General features: G+C 65.1%; 20 protein-coding genes. All 20 read left to right on the top strand.

All coding sequences use genetic code 11. The features are described from left to right. Positions 1 to 56: 56 nt before the first annotated feature. The 20 genes from AAZQ98_RS08670 (at position 57) to recA (ending at position 19528) form a co-directional block, all read left to right on the top strand. Positions 57 to 884: an ABC transporter ATP-binding protein gene (locus AAZQ98_RS08670; protein WP_332504421.1), complete on the top strand. Its 828-nt coding sequence runs from the start codon at positions 57 to 59 to the stop codon at positions 882 to 884. Then, positions 881 to 1567 carry an ABC transporter permease gene (locus AAZQ98_RS08665; protein WP_332731422.1) on the top strand — a complete coding sequence of 229 codons (687 nt, stop codon included), beginning with the start codon at positions 881 to 883 and terminating at the stop codon, positions 1565 to 1567. The genes AAZQ98_RS08670 and AAZQ98_RS08665 overlap by 4 nt, the downstream gene beginning before the upstream one ends. After that, positions 1564 to 2298 carry an ABC transporter permease gene (locus tag AAZQ98_RS08660; protein WP_426735027.1) on the top strand — a complete coding sequence of 245 codons (735 nt, stop codon included), beginning with the start codon at positions 1564 to 1566 and terminating at the stop codon, positions 2296 to 2298. The genes AAZQ98_RS08665 and AAZQ98_RS08660 overlap by 4 nt, the downstream gene beginning before the upstream one ends. Beyond that, positions 2295 to 3197: an ABC transporter substrate-binding protein gene (locus AAZQ98_RS08655; protein ID WP_402735581.1), complete on the top strand. Its 903-nt coding sequence runs from the start codon at positions 2295 to 2297 to the stop codon at positions 3195 to 3197. Before AAZQ98_RS08660 ends, AAZQ98_RS08655 begins: the two co-directional genes overlap by 4 nt. Before the next feature lie 236 nt (positions 3198 to 3433). After that, positions 3434 to 4453, top strand: a complete 1020-nt coding sequence (locus AAZQ98_RS08650) for an ABC transporter substrate-binding protein (RefSeq protein ID WP_332594695.1) — start codon at positions 3434 to 3436, stop codon at positions 4451 to 4453. Further along, positions 4453 to 5367, top strand: coding sequence for a hypothetical protein (locus AAZQ98_RS08645; protein WP_434691439.1), 915 nt, complete (start codon positions 4453 to 4455; stop codon positions 5365 to 5367). The genes AAZQ98_RS08650 and AAZQ98_RS08645 overlap by 1 nt, the downstream gene beginning before the upstream one ends. Continuing rightward, positions 5360 to 6160: a class I SAM-dependent methyltransferase gene (locus AAZQ98_RS08640; protein ID WP_434691438.1), complete on the top strand. Its 801-nt coding sequence runs from the start codon at positions 5360 to 5362 to the stop codon at positions 6158 to 6160. The genes AAZQ98_RS08645 and AAZQ98_RS08640 overlap by 8 nt, the downstream gene beginning before the upstream one ends. Before the next feature lie 36 nt (positions 6161 to 6196). Further along, the gene (locus tag AAZQ98_RS08635; RefSeq protein WP_434691436.1) at positions 6197 to 7492 is read left to right on the top strand and encodes an opine metallophore biosynthesis dehydrogenase; all 1296 of its coding nucleotides are present in this window, start codon (positions 6197 to 6199) and stop codon (positions 7490 to 7492) included. After that, positions 7489 to 8742 carry an MFS transporter gene (locus AAZQ98_RS08630; RefSeq protein ID WP_434691435.1) on the top strand — a complete coding sequence of 418 codons (1254 nt, stop codon included), beginning with the start codon at positions 7489 to 7491 and terminating at the stop codon, positions 8740 to 8742. Before AAZQ98_RS08635 ends, AAZQ98_RS08630 begins: the two co-directional genes overlap by 4 nt. Further along, positions 8739 to 9845 carry a FecCD family ABC transporter permease gene (locus tag AAZQ98_RS08625; RefSeq protein WP_434691434.1) on the top strand — a complete coding sequence of 369 codons (1107 nt, stop codon included), beginning with the start codon at positions 8739 to 8741 and terminating at the stop codon, positions 9843 to 9845. Before AAZQ98_RS08630 ends, AAZQ98_RS08625 begins: the two co-directional genes overlap by 4 nt. A gap of 30 nt (positions 9846 to 9875) precedes the next feature. Beyond that, a complete protein-coding gene (locus AAZQ98_RS08620; protein WP_434691433.1) occupies positions 9876 to 10673 on the top strand; it encodes an ABC transporter ATP-binding protein in 798 nt (265 codons plus the stop codon). Between the two features lie 78 nt (positions 10674 to 10751). Next, the gene (gene mtr / locus AAZQ98_RS08615) at positions 10752 to 12155 is read left to right on the top strand and encodes a mycothione reductase (protein ID WP_434691432.1); all 1404 of its coding nucleotides are present in this window, start codon (positions 10752 to 10754) and stop codon (positions 12153 to 12155) included. A gap of 95 nt (positions 12156 to 12250) precedes the next feature. Beyond that, positions 12251 to 12712, top strand: coding sequence for a hypothetical protein (locus AAZQ98_RS08610; protein ID WP_434691429.1), 462 nt, complete (start codon positions 12251 to 12253; stop codon positions 12710 to 12712). Between the two features lie 135 nt (positions 12713 to 12847). Continuing rightward, positions 12848 to 13099: a hypothetical protein gene (locus AAZQ98_RS08605; RefSeq protein ID WP_434691426.1), complete on the top strand. Its 252-nt coding sequence runs from the start codon at positions 12848 to 12850 to the stop codon at positions 13097 to 13099. 97 nt (positions 13100 to 13196) lie between these two features. After that, the gene (locus AAZQ98_RS08600; protein ID WP_434691424.1) at positions 13197 to 16187 is read left to right on the top strand and encodes a DNA translocase FtsK 4TM domain-containing protein; all 2991 of its coding nucleotides are present in this window, start codon (positions 13197 to 13199) and stop codon (positions 16185 to 16187) included. A gap of 5 nt (positions 16188 to 16192) precedes the next feature. Beyond that, positions 16193 to 16795, top strand: a complete 603-nt coding sequence (gene pgsA / locus AAZQ98_RS08595) for a CDP-diacylglycerol--glycerol-3-phosphate 3-phosphatidyltransferase (RefSeq protein ID WP_434691423.1) — start codon at positions 16193 to 16195, stop codon at positions 16793 to 16795. Positions 16796 to 16805: 10 nt separating this feature from the next. Continuing rightward, positions 16806 to 17288, top strand: a complete 483-nt coding sequence (locus AAZQ98_RS08590; RefSeq protein WP_434691420.1) for a CinA family protein — start codon at positions 16806 to 16808, stop codon at positions 17286 to 17288. 196 nt (positions 17289 to 17484) lie between these two features. Next, positions 17485 to 17898 (top strand): helix-turn-helix domain-containing protein, encoded by a 414-nt coding sequence (locus AAZQ98_RS08585; RefSeq protein WP_105658240.1) that lies wholly within the window; start codon positions 17485 to 17487, stop codon positions 17896 to 17898. 111 nt (positions 17899 to 18009) lie between these two features. Beyond that, positions 18010 to 18234, top strand: coding sequence for a DUF3046 domain-containing protein (locus AAZQ98_RS08580; RefSeq protein ID WP_434691417.1), 225 nt, complete (start codon positions 18010 to 18012; stop codon positions 18232 to 18234). 241 nt (positions 18235 to 18475) lie between these two features. After that, positions 18476 to 19528, top strand: a complete 1053-nt coding sequence (recA, locus tag AAZQ98_RS08575) for a recombinase RecA (protein ID WP_105658167.1) — start codon at positions 18476 to 18478, stop codon at positions 19526 to 19528. Positions 19529 to 19606: the final 78 nt, after the last annotated feature.

Raw genomic sequence — 19606 nt, 5'->3', positions numbered from 1 at the left:
AATATGCCCGGGCATCACCCAATGGGTTGGATCGAAGCCGCTGTGGAGGAATGTGCATGATTGAGTTCGATAAAGTTTCCAAGCACTATCCAGATGGCACCGTTGCCGTCAAGGATTTCAGCCTGCAAATTCCGGCCCACCGCACCACTGTCTTCGTCGGTTCCTCAGGCTGCGGCAAGACAACATTGCTGCGGATGATCAACCGCATGGTTGATCCGAGCAGCGGTACGCTCCGTATCGACGGCGAGGACATCGCCAGCAAGCCGGCGGTGGGCCTGCGCCGCAGCATCGGCTACGTGATGCAGAACTCCGGCCTGCTGCCTCATTTCACTGTCGCACAGAACATTGCGACCGTGCCGCGGCTCATGGGTGAAACGAGCAAGGCATCACGAGCGCGTGCCTTGGAACTGATGGGCACGGTTGGGCTGGCCGGCTCCATGGCCGACAGGTATCCGCATCAGCTCTCTGGAGGCCAGCAGCAACGCGTTGGCGTGGCACGCGGGTTGGCCGCCGATCCGAACATCCTGCTCATGGACGAGCCCTTCGGCGCCGTGGACCCTATCGTTCGCGCCGAGCTGCAAGAAGAATTGCTTCGTCTCCAAAGAGAACTCGATAAGACCATAGTCTTTGTCACCCACGATATTGATGAAGCCTTCCTCCTGGGGGACCAGGTGGTAATTCTGGCGGCGGGCGCACAGAAGCTCCAGGTCGGCAGCCCCAGCGAGATCATTGAAAATCCAGCCAATGATTTTGTCGCCTCCTTCATTGGTGCGCAGCGTGGGGCACGGGCGCTGAGCTTGAAGCAGACGGAGCACGGAACCGTCCTGGTTGATGCGCAAGGCCGGACTCAAGGCAAGCTGGTCGAGGATGGGTCTGTCCAGTGAACTGGGTCCTGGAAAATCTCGGACTCATTGGTTCGCTATCGCTGGAGCACCTGCGCCAGTCCCTGATAGCAATCATTCTCGGATTCATCCTGTCGATTCCGCTGGGTTGGGTGGCCTGGCGCTACAAACTGGTGCGCGGCCCGGTCGTGAGCATCACCGGATTGCTCTACACGATCCCTTCGCTGGCTCTGCTGATGATCCTGCCCGTACTCACCGGGATGAGCGCGATCAGCGAAGCCAATCTCATTCTCGCCTTGGCGATCTATGCGATAGCGATCATGGTGCGCAGCGTGGTCGATGGGCTGAACTCGGTGGACCCGGCAACCAGGTCGGCCGCAACTGCCATGGGCTACGGATCGGCACGCCGCTTCTTCGCTGTTGACCTTCCCTTGGCCGGTCCCGTAGTTCTGGCTGGTCTGCGAGTGACAGCGGTCAGCACCATCTCGCTGGCAACCGTCGGCATCCTGGTCGGGGTAACCAACTTGGGCTACCTGTTCACCAACGGTCTGCAGCGTCGCATCATTGAAGAAGTCCTGGCGGGGATCATCGCGGTGGCAGCGATCGCGTTGCTCGTTGACCTGTTGTTGCTCCTGGCCGGCCGTTGGCTGATGCCTTGGGCTGCTACGAGCACCAGGCAAAAACGAACTGCAGCGCAGCCATCCACGCAGAAGGTGTCCTCATGAATCTGATTTCCGATGCGCTGGCGTGGATCTTCGCTCCCGAGCAGTGGCAGGGCGATGGGGGACTGGCTAGCTTGCTGGGGCAGCACTTGCTGTTCACGGTGGCTGCTGTGCTGATTGCTAGCGCGATTGCCATCCCTGCGGGATGGGCCATTGGGCATACGGGGCGAGGAAGGGAATTGGCCGTCGGGCTGGCCGGCGTTGCGCGTGCGGTGCCATCCTTCGGACTGCTGATTCTGCTGGTGCTGCTTCTGGGAGTTCTGCACAAGCCAGAAGCGGCCATGCTGACCTTCGTCGTGCTGGCAATTCCATCACTGCTGGCCGGAGCCTATACCGGCTTCGAAGCAATTGACCGCAAGACCATCGATGCTGCCCGGGCCATGGGGATGACCGAATGGCAGATCCTTGTCAAGGTCGAGATCCCACTGGGACTTGCGCTGCTCGTAGGCGGGATCCGCTCCGCAGTGCTACAAGTGGTCGCCACCGTTACTGTTGCCGCCTACGTGAATCTCGGCGGCCTGGGATTGCCCATCATCACCGGCCTGAACCTGCGGCGCTTCGACATGGTCCTGGGCGGCGCCTTGATGGTTGCCGCGCTGGCCTTGGTGCTGGATTTGGCATTTGCCATCGCCCAGAAAGCGGCTGTACCCCACGGGCTGGGCGTGCCCTCGAAGAAGAAGAAAACTTACCAAGATACCGATGACTCAATCACCCGCGAAAGGGAAATGTCATGAGAACCAAGAAGATATTGTCCACGAGTGCTCTCGTGCTGGCCGGAAGCCTCGCACTCGCTGGATGCTCCGGTGCGGATCCGTTGGCCACCGAAAGCGATGCCACCCGGGAGGGTGGGGAAGCGATCGTTGTCGGTTCGCAGGCCTACTATTCCAATGAAATCGTTGCTGAGATCTATGCCCAGGCGCTTGAGGGAGCCGGCATGGAGGTGGAACGGAAATTCAGCATCGGGCAGCGCGATGCCTACATGCCCCAGCTGGAAGACGGCAGTATTGATGTCTTCCCTGAATACACCGGCAACCTGCTGCAGTTCTACAAGGAAGACACCGAAGCACGCTCCGCCGATGAGGTGTACAGCGAGCTGAAGGAATCCTTGCCGGAATCATTGGCCGTGCTCGAAGCCGCGCCAGCTTCGGATCAGGACTCCTACACGGTGACCAAGGAATTCGCTGAAGCCAATAAGCTTGCGAGCATCGAGGATTTGGCCGGCATTTCCGAACCCTTGACCGTGGGCGGCCCGCCTGAATTGGCGCAACGCCCCTATGGACCCAAGGGCTTGGAGAGCGCATATGGCGTCAAGGCCGAATTCTCGGCAACTGGCGACACGACCGTTGAAGACCTGGCCGCCGGCACGGTGAATGTCGCCAACGTCTTTACCGCGGATCCGCGGATCCAGACGGAGGACTTGGTAGTCCTTGAAGACCCGAAGTCGCTATTCCTGGCATCGAATGTGGTGCCATTGGTGGCCGCTGATCAATCCGGGGAATTGGCAGAAGTCCTGAATCCGGTCAGCGAAAAACTGACAGCGCAGGTTCTGGTGGACCTCAACGTGCAGAGCACCGTGGACAAGAAGTCTGCCGCCGACATCGCTTCGGCATGGCTGACTTCCGAGGGGCTGTAGCCCGGCAAGCCAGCATCAGAACATAGCTTCACCGCAGCCGCACCGCCCACGCAATGACGGGCAGTGCGGCTGCTTTTCCTTGTCCGGAAACGGCAGCGGCTTGGCTGAGGGGTATTCCGTGGCTTGCTCGTTTTGACAATTGATAATGATTCTCATTAGTGTTTAGCACTGTTGGCAGAGGAGCTCGCCGGATCTCGGCGGCCGAGGCCTGCCCGCCATGAATGGAGCACTGATAGATGAAAAAACTCAATCCCTGGAAGTTGGCCGTGCCGGTTGCCATCCTGGCCCTAGCCACCGGATGCGGCGCGCCAGCCGGATCTGCCAGCGGTGCACCGCAGGGCACCGGCGCCAAGAGCATTTCCCTGGACAGTTGCGGAAGGCAGGTCGTCTTCGACAAGGCGCCGGACAGCGTTCTTGCAGTCGGGTCGGAAGCCCCGGCCCTGCTGGCCGCCGCTGGAGCGGGAGACAAGCTCACGCACTACGCAGGCAGCTGGCAGGTGCCTTTCGACGAAGAAACCATGGCGGCAGTGCGCAACGCGGAGCGGATTACCGAGGACTCGCATGATGTCTCCTACGAAATGATCCTGGACTCGGGAGCAGACGTGGTGATCGGCACCGATATCGCTGCTGGAATCGATCTCGACTCGTTGGCTGAACGCCTGGAAAGCGCCGGAGTGAAGATGCTGACCGTCAGTGGATATTGCGCCGGATTCGAGGATCGATCCACCGGCGGGCTGAGCGGCTTCGACCAGATCTACAAGGACGTCCAGTCCTACGGCCAGCTCTTCGGCACCGAGCAGGCGGCCGAGGACTCCGTGCAGCAGATGCGAGCACGCGTCGAGCAAGCCGCGCGCAGCGTCAAGCAGGAAAGCCAGCAGCGCGGGATGCCGCTGTACGTGCCCACCGCAGGCACCTTGGGATCCTACGGCCATGAATCGCTGGTTGCCGAGCAGATGGAACTGCTTGGCCTTCAGAACGTCTTCAACGACGTGCCCAAGCGCTACTTCGAGCCCTCCACCGAAGAACTCGTGAACAGCGGCGCCGACAAGGTCTTCGCCATGTACCTCCCGACAGGCTCCTCGAACTTGGAAACCGACCAGCAGGTCATCGAGGCGCTGCGCGACCGCCCCGAATTGGCCGGATTGCCCGCCATCGAGCAGGACAGCGCCATCGTGCCGCTGAACTACTACTATTCCTCGCCCGGTCCGCTGGCAGTGGACGGGGTCGAGCTGATCGCCGACCGGCTGGCCCGTTGATGAGCCAGCCAGCGGCGCTGCGCCGGCAAGCGGCCTCATCGCGCCGCGTGGCCCGCCCGGGGCACGGACGCGGCCCCAACCGCGGCCTGGTCCGGGGCGCCACCCCCGTGGAATTCGTCAAGCTCAGTCCGGCATCGAATACCACCGTGCTGGTGACCAGCCGGCACCCCGCGGCGCACTACCGCAGCATCGCTGACCGGCTGCTGCGCGCCGAGCATGTGCACGCCGAGCAAGTCGGGTTCATCCTGCCTCCCAGCTCGCCCCGGGCCCAGGCCCGGCTGCACATGGCCGGTGGCGAATTCTGCGCCAATGCCGCGTTGTCGCTGGCCGCGCTGCAGGCCGCGCGCCGCGCCCGCAGCGGCCCGCTTGAGCTGCTGATCGAAGCCTCCGGCGCCGCGCAGCTGCTGGGCTGCCGGGTCGAGCCGGCCGGTGCCGCCTACCGCTGCCAGCTGAAGATGCCCTGGCCGCTGCGCATCGACCCGTACCCGTTCCCGGGCGTCGCCGGCGCCGGGCTGGTGCGCTACGCCGATGCGGTGCATCTGGTCGCCGAATGCGACGTCTCGGATCCCCAGCTGCGCGGGCATGCGCAGCAGCTGGCCCTGGATCTGGGCGCCAGCGAGGCGGTGTCCGTCGTGGGCATCATGCTCTACGATCCGGCCCGCGGGCAGCTGGCCCCGCTGGTCAGCGTCCCGGCGCTGGGCAGCCTCATCTGGGAGGGCAGCTGCGGCTCGGGAAGCGCCGCGCTGGGCGCCTACCTGGCAGCGAAAACCGGGGCTCCGGTCAATGCCAGCGTGAAACAGCCCGGAGGCACCGTGCAGGTGCACGCCGATGGCAGCCGCGCCAAGACCACCGCGCTGCAGATCAGCACCGAAGTAAGCATCGTGGCCGAAGGGACTGCATATATCCATGACTGAAACACCACTGGCCACCCAGGCCGCCGCCGCCGGCCTGGCCGGCGTGCTGCACGGCTACCTCGGACGGTTCGCCGAAGCCGCCCGAGACTACGACGGATCGACGCGGCACGCGGCGGCGCTCGAAGAGCTGCTGGCCGGCTATGCGCAGCTGGTCACCGACCCGGCCAATGAACCGGGCTATGCCCAGATGGCCGCCACCGACCAGGGCACGGCGCTGGTGGCGGCGCTGCGCACCGAATCGGCGCGCTGCGTCGCAGTCATCGAGAAGTACCGGGCGCTGCGCCTGCTCGAAGGCCGCAGCGGAGCCGAGGGCTACTTCGCCAACATCGAATCGTGCATCGCCGGGGAATTCGGCGCCGTCGCCCCGGACTCCAGCTCCAAGGTGCTGCTGGTCGGTTCGGGTTCCTTCCCGATGACCCTGCTGAACCTGGCCTCGCGCACCGGGGCCAGCGCCGTGGGGATCGACATCGATCCCGAAGCGCTGGAGCTGGGCCGCCGGGTCGTGGCGCAGCTGGGGCAGGGCCTGGACATCGGCCTGCAGGGCGATCAAATCCACCAGCTGGACTTCCTGCCGCAGGCCACGCACATCGTCTTCAGCTCCACGGTGGCCGTGAAATACGAGCTGCTGCACCAGCTGCACGCGCGCACCCGGCAGGACGTAGTGGTCGCGATGCGCTTCGGCGACGGGCTGAAGTCGCTGTTCAACTACCCGATGCAACCAGTGGACCCCCGGCGGTGGCAGCTGGACGGAACGATCCGCCAGCCCGGGCAGGTCTTCGACATCGCGCTGTAAACCAAGGCGCGCACGAGAACGGAAAGCAATTAGCCCATGGATGAACTGGGAAATATCCTCATTGCCGGAACCGGACCGGTTGCGGTGCAAAGCGCCGTGCTGCTCGGGGCGCTGCCCGGGGAACTGGGCATTGCCGGGCGCGCCTCGCAGCGCTGCGCCGCCTTCTTCGACGCGGTGGAGGCCAACGCCGGCACCGCCCGCGTCCAGGTGCAAAACCCCTCCCATGCCGCACTGGCCGGGCAGGTGCGCATCGAGCACCGCTACCGCGGCTACCAGCAGGTGCGCGGCGGCTGGGACACCCTGGTACTGGCGGCCACCGCCGACGCCTACCTGCCGGTGCTGCGCGAACTGCCGCCGGGGGTGCTCGCATCGCTGGCGCGGATCGTGCTGCTCTCGCCCACGCTGGGCTCGGCGGCACTGGTGCGCGAATTCGCCCGCCGCAGCGGCGCCGACCCGGAAATCATCAGCTTCTCCAGCTATCTGGGGGACACCCGGCAGGTGGAGGGGACCGGCGGAGCGCTGGTGCTGACCGCCGGCGCCAAGGCCCGCATCTACGCCGGCTCCATTGGCGGGGCCACGCCCGCGCTGCAGCGTCTGCGTGCGGTGCATGCCGCAGCCGGCACCGAAGTGCAGCTGGCGGGATCGCCGGTTGAAGCCGAGGCGCGGAACATGTCGCTGTACGTGCATCCGGCCCTGTTCTTCAACGAGCTGGCGCTGCGCGCGGTCTTCGCTCCCGCCCCGCCCGTCCAGTACGTCTACAAGCTCTATCCCGAAGGCCCGGTCACCCCGGCGCTGATCCACTCCATGGCCGAGGCCTGGCGGGAACTGTCGGCCATCACCGCCGCACTGGGCGGCCAGCCGGTCAACCTGCTGGCCTTCATGCTCGATGACGGGTATCCGGTGCACCCCCAGAGCATCGACCCGGGGAAAGCGGCCAGCTTCGAGCAGCTGCCGGCCATCGAGCAGGAGTACCTGCTCTACGTGCGCTACGCCTCGCTGCTCATCGACCCCTTCTCGCAGCCCGACGCGCAGGGCCGCTACTTCGACTTCTCGGCCATCGCCTTCCGCCCGGTCTTCCGCGATGACCAGGGCCAGTGGGATGTGCCGCGGATGCCCAAGGAAGACTACTACCGCACCAGGATCATCGCCGGCCTGGCCCGGGAACTGGCCGTGGCCTGCCCGATGATCGACGCGCTGCTCGCCGCCTACGAAGACGCCCTGGTGCAAGCGGCCTCGGCCCGGGAGGGCCAGGGCTGCTCGCCGGCCTTCGCGGTGCAGGATTTCGCCGAGGACCTGGCCATGATCAGCGCCGGAATCGGGAGTGCGGCATGAGCCAGCCAGAAGTCGAAACAGCGCAGCAGCTGCCCAGCGAACGGCGCATCATCGCCGAGATCTGGCCGGCGCTGCTGGCCTCGGCGCTGGGCCTGCTGCCCTTCACGGTGCTGAGCACCTTCCTGGTGCCCATCGCCGACTGGGCCGGGGCCGGCTATGCCGAAACCGGCACCCTGCGCGGGCTGGCCGGCGTCGGCGCGGTGCTCGCCGGGGTTGCGCTGGCCCCGCTGATCGGGCGCATCGCCCCGGGCACCGTCGCCGCCGCGGCGCTGGGGCTGATGGGCGCCGCCGCCATCGCGGGGACCTTCTCGGGCCTGGCGGCACTGGCAGTTTTCTGCCTGGCCACCGGGGTGTCCAACGCGCTGCTCTACCCGGCGCTGTCCACCGCGGCCGCGGACCGCTTCGGCACCACCCCGGCCGCGGGCCGGGCAGCCACCTTGGTGATGACGGCCCAGACCCTGGCCTCCACGATCGGCGCGCCGCTGCTGGTGCTGCCGGCGATGTTCTGGGGCTGGCAGGGAAACCTGGTCGCCATCGCCGCCATCAGCATCGCCCTGATCCCGGCGGTGCTGCGCTACGGCCGCCACGGCGCCGGGCACTGCGCCGCAGACCCGGCTCCGGCTCCAGCCCGGCTGGGCTACCTGGCTGCCTTCCGCACCCTGGCCGGCGTGCCCGGAGCCCGGGCGCTGCTGCTGGTCTCCTTCGGCCGCGCCGGCGCCTTCATGGGGCACCTGGCCTTCCTGGCCCCGCTGTACGCGGAGAAGTTCGCGCTGACCGCCAGCTGGTTCGCGTTCATCTGGTCGGTCAGCGGCGGAGCCTTCTTCCTGGGGCACCTGCTGGCCGGGCGGATGCTCAACGCCGGGGATTCGCAGCGGCGCACCCGTGCGGTGATGGTTTTCAGCCTGGGCATTTCGCTGGTGGCGCTGTTCGGCGTCTACCTCTCACCGGTGCTGCCGCTGGCGGTGGCCGGCACGGCGCTGCTTTCGGCCAGCCACGCGGTGGTCGCGGCCGCCGTGATGAGCCTGCTGGTGAGCCGTTGCACGCAGGTGCGCGGCACCGCGCTGAGCCTGAACGCGGCCGGCATGTCCCTGGGCCTGTTCCTGGGCACAGCGGCCTCCGGAGCGGCGCTGGCCACCGCCGGATACCTGGCCGCCGCGGCCGTGCTTGGCGCATTGACCCTGATTGCGCTGGGTGCCGCACTGGGCCTGCGCACCGATTCCATTGGCGAAACCCCCGAAAGGCAACCATGACCCCGTTGGAACCTGCATTGCGAGAACCCCGGGAACCGCTGGCCTGCGCCGGCGATGACCTGGACCATGACCGGCGGGCCCGGCACACCTGGCTGTGGATCGCCGGGCTGCTGGCCGCGCTGCTGGCCACCTTGCCGGTGGCCGTAGGGCTCGGCCCGGTGTCCATCGAGCCGGGCGCCGTGCTGCAGATCCTCAAGGCGCACCTTTCCGGGATATCCGCACATGGCGCGTTCAGCGCCTCCGATGAGTCCATCGTCCTGCTGCTGCGCGTACCGCGGGTGCTGCTGGGTGCCGCCGTCGGGGCCGGGCTGGCCCTGGCCGGGGTGGCGCTGCAGGCGCTGACCCGCAACATCCTGGCCGAACCCTACCTGCTGGGCGTGACCTCCGGGGCCTCCACGCTCTCGGCGGCCGCGATCCTCTTCGGCGCCACCGCCGGCATCGGCACGGCCTCGCTGGCGACGAGCGCCTTTGCCGGCGCGCTGGCCGCCGGGATCTTCGTCTACCTGCTGGCGCGGGTCGGTTCGGAGATGACGTCCACCCGGCTGGTGCTGGCCGGGGTGTCCGTGGGCTATGTGCTGCACGCGCTCACCTCGCTGCTGATCTTCGCTTCGGATGATCCCAATGCGGGCCGTTCGGTGCTTTTCTGGACGCTGGGTTCACTGGCGCAGGCGACCGGGCAATCGGCAATGATCACCTGGATCGTGGTGCTCGGGACCGCCACGCTGCTGGCTTATTGGTCGCGGCCGCTGGACGCGCTGGCCATCGGCGATGGCACCGCGCAAGCGCTGGGAATATCTCCGGCCAAGCTGCGTGCGGCCGTCATGGTGGTGACCGCGGTGTGCGTGGGCGCGCTGGTCGCGTCCTCCGGCGGCATCGGATTCGTCGGGCTGGTGATTCCGCACGTAGCCCGGCTGTGCGTCGGTGCCACGCACCGCACCCTGATTCCGGTAGCCGCTCTGCTCGGCGCGATCTTCCTGGTCTGGGCCGATGTGCTGGCCCGGACGGCCATGGCACCGCAGGAATTGCCGCTGGGAATCGTCACCGCATTGCTCGGCGCCCCGCTGCTGTTCGCGCTGGTCCGCAAGCTCAATGCGGCCCAATAGGAACCAAGGACCTGGAAGAAGGCAAGAACCATGATTACTGCTACAGATATTTCGGTGGGCTATGGCGGAAAGCTGGTCATTGAATCGGCGGGGCTGCAGGCCGGCCCCGGGGAAGTGGTGGGGCTGATCGGCCCCAACGGCAGCGGCAAGTCCACCCTGCTGCGCACGCTCTATGCGGCGCTGCGGCCCACGGCAGGGCTGGTGCTCGTGGACGAACGCCCCGTCACCGAGCTGCGCGGCAACGAACTGGCCCGCAGGATTGCCGTCGTGGCCCAGGAAACACCGAGCGAACTGCCGGTCAGTGTCGCCGAAATGGTGCTCCTGGGCAGGGTTGCGCACCGCAAGGCGCTGGCCGCCTTTGCCCGCGAGGACCACCAGGCAGTTGCCTCGGCATTGTCCCGGGTCGGCGCCCGGCACTTGGCCGACCGCCGCTACTCGACCCTGTCCGGCGGCGAAAAGCAGCGCGTGCTGGTTGCCCGGACACTGGCCCAGCAGGCCGAGCACCTGCTACTGGATGAACCCACCAACCACCTGGATATCCGCTACCAGCATGAGCTGCTGCGCATGGTCGGGGAACTGGGAACCACCACGGTGGTGGTGCTGCACGATTTGAACCTGGCCGCCCGCTACTGCAGCAAGCTGGTCATGCTGGCCAACGGCGGGGTCATCGCTTCGGGGACGCCCCAGGAGGTGCTGAAACCTGAACTTCTGCTGCAGGTCTACGGGATCCATGCGCAGCCGGTGCTCGTGAACGGCATCGTGCAACTGGTCTTCAGCCTGGCAGATGAGCCAGCACTGCAACATAGTGGCAGTCCAGTGCCCGGATGATAGCCTGCCCGGTAGGCAAGCAATGGCCAAGCGCCTGCCTGCCGTGCCCCAGCATTGACCGTGAAAGGTACCACTGCCATGACGAATTCCGCCGCAATCGAGGCAGACAAGCACTACGATCTGATCATCCTCGGCACAGGTTCTGGCAACTCCATTCCGGGTCCAGAATTCGATGGAAAATCCATTGCCATCATCGAGAAGGGCGCTTTCGGCGGTACCTGCCTGAATGTCGGCTGCATCCCCACCAAGATGTATGTCTACGCCGCAGACGTCGCCCTGGAAACCAGGCAAGCGGCAAGGCTCGGAATCGATGCCCAGGTCAATTCCGTGGACTGGCCAGGCATCGTGAGCAGGGTCTTCGATAAGCGCATCGATCCCATTGCCCAGGGCGGCGAAGACTACCGCCGTGGCGGGCAGACACCGAATATCGACGTCTACGACCAGCACGCGCGTTTTGTCGGCGAGCGCACGCTGCGTACCGGGCAGGGAACAGAAGCCAGGACCATCAGCGCGGACCAGATTGTCCTGGCCGCCGGTTCACGCCCCTTCATTCCGCAGGAAATCATCGATTCGGGCGTGGCCTTCCACACCAACGAGGACATCATGCGCTTGGCCCGCCAGCCCAAGTCCATCGTGATCATCGGCGGCGGCTACATTGCCATGGAGTTCGCCCACGTTTTCGAAGCACTGGGCACCAAGGTCACCATCCTGGCCCGCTCCGAACTCATGCGCCAGCTGGATGCCGATCTGCGCGAGCCATTCAACCAGATGGCCGCAGAACGCTATGACGTTCGCAAGGGCAGGACCGTGATCAGTGCCGTGCAGGAGCCCGACGGGGTAGCACTGACCCTGGATGACGGCTCCACCGCCAGTGCAGAAGTGCTGCTCGTGGCCACGGGGCGCATCCCCAACGGCGACCAGCTGGATCTGGACCGTGCGGGCATCGACTCCGAGGACGGACGGGTCAGCGTGGACGAATACGGCCGTTCGACGTCTGCCGAGGGCATCTGGGCGCTGGGCGATATTTCCTCGCCCTTCTTGCTCAAGCATGTGGCCAACGCGGAAATGCGCGCGGTGCGCCACAACCTGCTGAACCCGCAGAACATGAAGAAGATGCCGCATGAGCACGTGCCGGCGGCGGTCTTCACCCACCCGCAGATCGCCTACGTCGGAATGACCGAGGAAGAAGCCCGCGAGGCCGGGCATGCCATTACCGCCAAGGTGCAGAAGTACGGGGATGTGGCCTACGGCTGGGCGATGGAAGACAGCACCGGTATCGCAAAGCTCATCGCTGATAGGGAAACCGGCAAGCTGCTGGGCGCGCACTACATGGGACCGCAAGCTTCAACGCTGATCCAGCAGATGATTACGGTCATGGCCTTCGGACTGGATGTGCGCGAGGTCGCCACGCAGCAGTACTGGATCCACCCGGCCTTGCCGGAGGTCACCGAGAACGCATTGCTCGGCCTGGACTTCTCCTAGCGGCGGTTTTTCGGACCGGCGGCGAACGGATGATAGCTGGCAGCAGAACCCGAAAGGCAGTAGCAAATAGCGCCTGTTCGTCCTAGGGTGGAGCCATGAATGGGAAAACTTCAAGGACCGTGGCCTCGATGACCCGAAGCATGTTCGCGATCGCTGCCGGGGCAGGCATGGTCCTGGGGATGCTGGCGGTGCTCTGGATGTTCTGGCCGATCCGCGAGAACGGCTATGGCGGCAGCCTGGGCGATCTGGGCCTCCCGCTGGCATACGGCGCGGTTGCCGGAGTGCTGATGGGGCTTGTCTGCTGCAGCGGTGCGTATGCGGCCATTGAGATCCAGGCCATGGGGAACCAGCCGGCCACAGCTGCCAGGCAATCGGCCGCTGCCGGAATCGGCGCGGTCCTCGCGGCACTGCTTCCGGCGTTGGCCATAGCCGCGCTGGGCCTGGGCGAAATCGATCCGGCCCCGTTCCTAGGCGCGGCCCTGGGGTTCCTGGCAGTGTGCTTTGCCTCGGGCTTCGCCATCCGGGCTGGGCTCAACCGCTGCGCGGCCCGCGGCTGAGGCCATCCGGGCTCCGCGGCCAGGCGCTGGCTGGCTACTGGCTGGAAGCTGCTGGCAGTGCAGGGCGTGCTGTGGCACTTTTGGAAGCGGGCGCTTGGCCCAAGCGCCCGGCACGAAAGCAGACCAGGAGTGCAAATGAAGTTCAAGAGCCATCTCGCCGCATGCGCCGTGGCCGGCCTGCTGGCCGGGGCGGTGGGGCTGGCCGGAATCCCGGGGGCCCACGCCAGCGGCACGACCTACACCCAAGAGGTCTCCAGCGCCGCTACCTGCGCCATGATGGAAACCGCCACGGTGGATGCCTTCAAGACGTCCGGGTACGAAGTCGGCAGCCACGCCTGCCTGGGAGGCAATGGCCGCTACATCTTGGTGATCGAGTACTCGCAATAGTTCCCGGGCGCCACGTGACGATTATCTAGCTGCTGGCGCATCCCGTGCAGACGTGTAAATTCGGGGTGCATCCAGCCGGGGGCGATACCCTTGGAGTATGGCCCCACGTACCCAGTCTCAGGGGACGAAGAAGACCGCGGCGCGCAAACCCAAGGCGCCTGGCTCCTCGTCCTCCAAGAAAACGCCCGAGAACCCGGATGCGGAACTCGCCCTGCCGCTGCGCGCAATACGCAGCGTGTGGATGGGCATTGCCCGGATCTTCGGAGGCGCATTCCGCCGCATCGGCGGAACCGTCAAGCCTGACTACGAGCTGCGCCGCGACGGCACCGGACTGTTCCTCGCGCTGATCTCGATGATCGTCGCGATCATCGAATGGTGGGGCCTGCGCGATGCGGGCTGGTTCGGCACCGGCGTGCACGCGGTCGCCGGCGGCACCCTGGGCTTCATGGCCGTGCTGCTGCCGGTGATCTTGTTCATCGGCGCCTTCCGGCTCTTCCGCTACCCGGAGGCGGTCACCGCGAACAACCGCATCGGCATCGGCCTGCTGATCATGACGCTCTCCGGCTCGTCCATCGCCTCGCTGGCCAACGGCTCGCCAGCGGTCTCCGACGATTTCCAGGCCCTCTGGAATGCCGGCGGCATGGCCGGTTCCATCCTGGGCACCCCGCTGGGCCTGCTGATCTCGGTCCCGGGCGCCATGGCCGTGTTCATCTTCCTGGTGGTCATGTCCATCCTGATCGTCACCGCCACGCCATTTACGCAGATCCCTTCGCGCGTGCGTTCGGGCTACAACCGCCTGCTCGGCCAGGACCCGGACGCACCCCGTGCCGCCCGCCCCACGGCCGCAGTGGAACTTGATCCAGCCGGCGAGGACCATGACCAGTCCTACCTCTACCCGCAGGACGAGGCTCCGGCCCCCGCTGCCAGGAAGAAGAAGCCCGGCTTCTTCGAACGCCGGGCCGCGGCCGCCCGCAAGGTCACCGAGGTCTACGACGTGGACGGCGGCGAGCACGCTGAACGCCCCGGCGATGTCGCCTACGACAAGGCGGTCATCGGCCAGGATGATCCTGCCGAGCAGTCCACCGGCGCGATGCCTGCCGTCAACCGCAACTCCGGCAAGATCTTCGACGCCGACGAGGCCGCCACCCAGGCCATCGCCCGCCCGGACTTCGAGTCCGCCGCCGCCCCGGCCCAGGAAGACACCGCCACGGTGGCCATCACGAAGCCCTCCGGTCCTCCGCCTGGGGTCAAGCGCCCGACCAAGGCCGAATCCGAGATGGCCGAGATCATGGCCAATATCGGGCTCAAGGCCGAACCCGAGGCCACCACCTCCGCGATGGACCAGGTCTCCTCGCGCGCCGCCGGGCTCGCCGCATCCCCGCAGGCCCCGATCCCCGCGCGCAGCGAGCAGCTGCAGCTGTCCGGGGATGTCACCTACACCCTGCCCGAGGAGCACTACCTTCCTGCTGGCCCGCCGGCCAAGGAAGCCTCCGAGGCCAACCAGGTGGTAGTCGATGCGCTGACCAACACCCTGCAGCAGTTCAAGGTCGACGCCAAGGTCACCGGGTTCTCCCGCGGGCCCACGGTGACCCGCTACGAGATCGAGCTGGCTCCGGGCACCAAGGTGGAGAAGGTCACCGCGCTGTCCAAGAACATCTCCTACGCGGTGGCTTCCTCGGATGTGCGCATCCTCTCGCCGATTCCGGGCAAGTCCGCCATCGGCATCGAGATCCCGAATACCGACAAGGAAGTCGTGGCGCTGGGCGATGTGCTGCGCAGCTCCAATGCCCGCAAGACCGAGCACCCGATGGTGATGGGCGTGGGCAAGGACGTGGAAGGCGGCTTCGTCGTGGCCAACCTGGCCAAGATGCCGCACCTGCTGGTGGCAGGCGCCACCGGCGCGGGCAAGTCCTCGTTCGTGAACTCGATGATCACCTCGATCCTGATGCGCTCCACCCCGGACGAGGTGCGCATGGTCATGGTCGACCCCAAGCGCGTGGAGCTGACCGCCTACGAAGGCGTGCCGCACCTGATCACCCCGATCATCACCAACCCGAAGAAGGCCGCCGAGGCACTGGGCTGGGTGGTCCGCGAAATGGACACCCGCTACGACGATCTGGCCAACTTCGGTTTCAAGCACATCGACGACTTCAACAAGGCGGTCAAGGCTGGCAAGGTGCACCCTCCGGAGGGTTCCAAGCGCGTGCTCAAGCCCTACCCGTACCTGCTGGTGATCGTCGATGAGCTCGCCGACTTGATGATGGTCGCCCCGCGCGATGTCGAAGAGTCCATCGTGCGCATCACCCAGCTGGCGCGTGCCGCCGGCATCCACCTGGTGCTGGCCACCCAGCGCCCCTCGGTGGATGTGGTCACCGGCTTGATCAAGGCCAACGTGCCCTCGCGCATGGCCTTCGCGACCTCATCGGTCACTGACTCCCGCGTGGTCCTGGACCAGCCCGGGGCCGAGAAGCTGCTGGGCCAGGGCGACGCCCTGTTCCTGCCGATGGGCACCTCCAAGCCGATGCGCGTGCAGGGCGCCTGGGTGACCGAATCCGAAATCCACCGCGTGGTCGAGCACGTCAAGAGCCAGCTGAAGCCCGAGTACCGGGAAGACGTGATCCCGGCTGCCGAGAAGAAGAAGCAGATCGATGAGGACATCGGAGACGATCTGGATCTGCTGCTGCAGGCTACCGAGCTCGTGGTCACCAGCCAGTTCGGCTCCACCTCGATGCTGCAGCGCAAGCTGCGCGTGGGCTTCGCCAAGGCCGGACGCCTGATGGACCTGATGGAATCGCGGGGCGTGGTCGGCCCTTCCGAGGGCTCCAAGGCCCGCGATGTGCTGATCCAGCCCGATGACCTGCCCATGGTCCTGGCCGCGATGCGCGGCGATGACCCGGCGACCAGCACCCCGTCGGCCACCGAGGCCGCGCTGGTGGCCGAAGCCAACGTGAACCACGCCGAGCCGGTCACCGACTATGCCGAGGACCTGGTTGCCAAGGATCTGGAAGATCGCCCGCAAGCCGTCGACTACTTCGATGGCTCCGACGAACCTGGCGAAGACGCCTGGGACCTGACAGGAAGAAACTGAAACCCATGAGCGAGCAAGCTGGCCGCAGTGCCCAGCCACCGGTACCGACGCTGAACATCGCCAACGTGCTCACTACCATCCGCATCATCATGGTGCCTTTCTTCGTCTGGGCCCTGATGGCCGATAACCACGAGCAAGGCCTGTGGCGCTGCGTCGCGCTGGGACTTTTCGTGGTGGCCATGTATACCGACAAGCTCGACGGGGACCTGGCGCGTAGCCGCGGGCTGGTCACCAACTTCGGCAAGATCGCGGACCCGATCGCCGACAAGCTGCTCACCGGTTCGGCGCTGGTTTGCTTCTCGATCCTGGCCGAGCTGCCTTGGTGGGTCACCATCGTGATCCTGGTGCGCGAATGGGGCATCACCTTGCTGCGCGTGGTGGTCATCCGCTACGGCGTGATTGCCGCGAATATGGGCGGCAAGATCAAGACCGTGCTGCAGGCCATCGTGATCGGCCTGTACCTGCTGCCCTACACCCACACCATCGACTGGCTGGGCACCGTGGCGTGGTACCTGATGCTGCTGACTCTGGCCGTCACCGTGGTCACCGGACTGGAATACCTGGTCAAGGCCGGCCAGCTGGCAGCCGCGGCCAAGAAGCAGAAGTAGGGCCGGCACCATGAAGCCCCAGGCACCCGAGGTGATCGCCAAGGCCATTGAAGGCGATGTGCAGCTGGCTACGGCCGAATCGCTGACCGCTGGCATGATTGCCGCGCGCCTGGCCGAGGTGCCCGGCGCCTCGGCGGTGCTGCGCGGGGGAGTTGTCAGCTATTCCTCGGCGGTGAAGTCATCGCTGCTGGGCGTCGACGAGATGCTGCTTGCCTCCCACGGATCGGTGCATCCCGAGGTTGCCCGGCAGATGGCCGTAGGGGCGCAGCGTGCCTGCGGTGCAGACGCGGCGATTTCTGCAACCGGGGTCGCTGGACCGGACCCGCACGATGGCAAGGCGGTGGGAACCGTGTATATTGGGTGGGCCATGGGCGCTGACTCGGGATCCGAAGTCCACCACTTCGTGGGAGACCGGGCACAGATCCGCGAGCAGAGCACCCTGGCGGCACTTCACCAGTTCGCTGCCATCTTGGATAAAGCTTCTTCACAGTAAGACGCGAAATACTCTTCTTCCCGAGATGTTACGCAAAAATCACGGCAAATGTGGCGTAGGTCGCATTTAAGTGATTAGGGTGAATGTACGGGAACAAAATCGTATGACCTGTCGTTGTACGAATTGCAGGGCCGCAAGGATGGCCCCCGTATTTGATTAGATCTTCGAGATGGACCTAGGAGCAGAGGCTAAATTCATGGTCAAGCAACCCGTAACTGTCAATGGTGTCGTCCGTTGGCGCGATATGGGAGAAGCCCATATGGTCCAGCCCGAGAAGGAGGAGCACAAAATGGTAGTACTCCGTCATGAAATCGGCGATGTTCTGCGCGACGTCCGTCAGCGCCAGGGACGTACCCTTCGCGAGGTTTCGCATAGCGCACGTGTTTCCCTTGGCTACCTGTCCGAGGTTGAGCGTGGCCAGAAGGAAGCCTCTTCGGAGCTGCTCTCCTCGATCTGCGTGGCACTGGAAATCCCATTGTCCCTGATGCTCCGTGAAGTATCCGAGCGCGTTGCCCTGGCAGAGGGCATTGCTATCCCGGATACCGTTCCTACGGATATGGCCAACGAGTTTGCAGCCAAGAGCGGCAACAAGCCATTGGCCTCGGTCTAGAACCAAATTTTTTAGGGCTACCGCTACTCAGTAATCGAGACCGCCGGCAGCCGTGCAAGGAGCCTGCGCGAAATGCGTGGGCTCCTTGCCTATGCGTGGGAGAATAATTAGGTGAAAATCAGCGATTTCTGGCGCAACATGGAAAACGAGTTCGGCGCGCGGTACTCCCACGTGCTGGCCGATTCCATGGCCCTTACCGAACTTGGCAGCCTTACCGCCGCGCAGGCGCTGGACAAGGGCGTCAAGCCCAAGCAGATTTGGGAAGCCCTGTGCAGGGCGCAAGATATTCCGGCCGAACGCTGGCTTGGCGTGGATATCGAGCCGAAGGAATCGTAGCGATTCCGTTCGAAAGTCCCGGCACTGGATCTTCGAACATGCCGTGTTGAATTTCGAACACCTGTTCGGATAGGGTTATCCTGGAAGCAACGCAGGAAACTGCACCAAGAACTTAAGCACTGAGACTGTCCACACTTGAGGGCTATCGGAGTCCAAAGTGTCGGTGGGCAAGCATACTGTCTATTGCAGGACAAAATTCATGAGCAAGTACGTAGCAGGCTTGCAAGAGCAAAGGTGAACCATGGCAGCAAAAAATGATCGGGAAAAGGCGCTAGAGGCTGTCCTGGGCCAAATCGACAAGGCCTACGGCAAGGGCTCGGTCATGCGCCTGGGCGATGAAACCCGTGCACCCATTGAAGTAATTCCTACCGGTTCGGTTGCCTTGGATGTCGCCCTTGGCATTGGCGGCCTGCCACGCGGCCGCGTGGTGGAAATCTACGGCCCTGAGTCCTCGGGTAAAACCACGGTTGCCCTGCATGCAGTCGCCAGCGCGCAGAAGGCCGGCGGCGTTGCGGCATTCATCGATGCTGAGCACGCGCTTGATCCGGAATACGCCAAGAAGCTGGGCGTCGACACCGACGCACTGCTGGTCTCCCAGCCGGATACCGGTGAGCAGGCCCTGGAAATCATGGATATGCTCGTGGGCTCCGGCGCGCTGGATATCATCGTCATCGACTCCGTGGCAGCACTGGTTCCACGCGCCGAAATCGAAGGCGAAATGGGTGACAGCCATGTCGGCCTGCAGGCCCGCTTGATGTCCCAGGCTCTGCGCAAGATCACCGGCCGCCTCTCGGCCTCGAAGACTACCGCAATCTTCATCAACCAGCTGCGTGAAAAGATTGGCGTCTTCTTCGGCAGCCCGGAAACCACCACTGGTGGCAAGGCGCTGAAGTTCTACGCGTCGGTCCGCATCGACATCCGCCGCATTGAGACCCTGAAAGAGGGCACCAACGCGGTCGGCAACCGCACCCGCTGCAAGGTCGTCAAGAACAAGATGGCTCCTCCTTTCAAGCAGGCTGAGTTCGACATCCTGTACGGCCACGGCATCTCCCGCGAAGGTTCGCTCATCGATATGGGTGTCGAGCACAACCTGGTCAAGAAGTCCGGCGCCTGGTTCACCTACGACGGGGACCAGCTGGGCCAGGGCAAGGAAAACGCCCGCCGCTTCCTGCGCGACAACCCGGATCTGGCCGACGAACTCGAGCGCCAGATCTTGCAGAAGCTCGGCGTTCTGCCACAGGAAGAAGTTGAAGAAGACGAGACCGAACTGCGAGTCGTCGAGGGCGATAAGTAGTGGCCCCAGGCTTCCAGCGACGTAGCGTCCGACCCGGAAAGAATTCCGGGTCGGACGCTACGTCCGTTTCCAAAGAGT

This window comes from Glutamicibacter sp. Je.9.36, from assembly GCF_051129975.1.
Classification (GTDB): domain Bacteria; phylum Actinomycetota; class Actinomycetes; order Actinomycetales; family Micrococcaceae; genus Glutamicibacter.
This window is presented reverse-complemented; position numbering and strand designations above follow the sequence as displayed.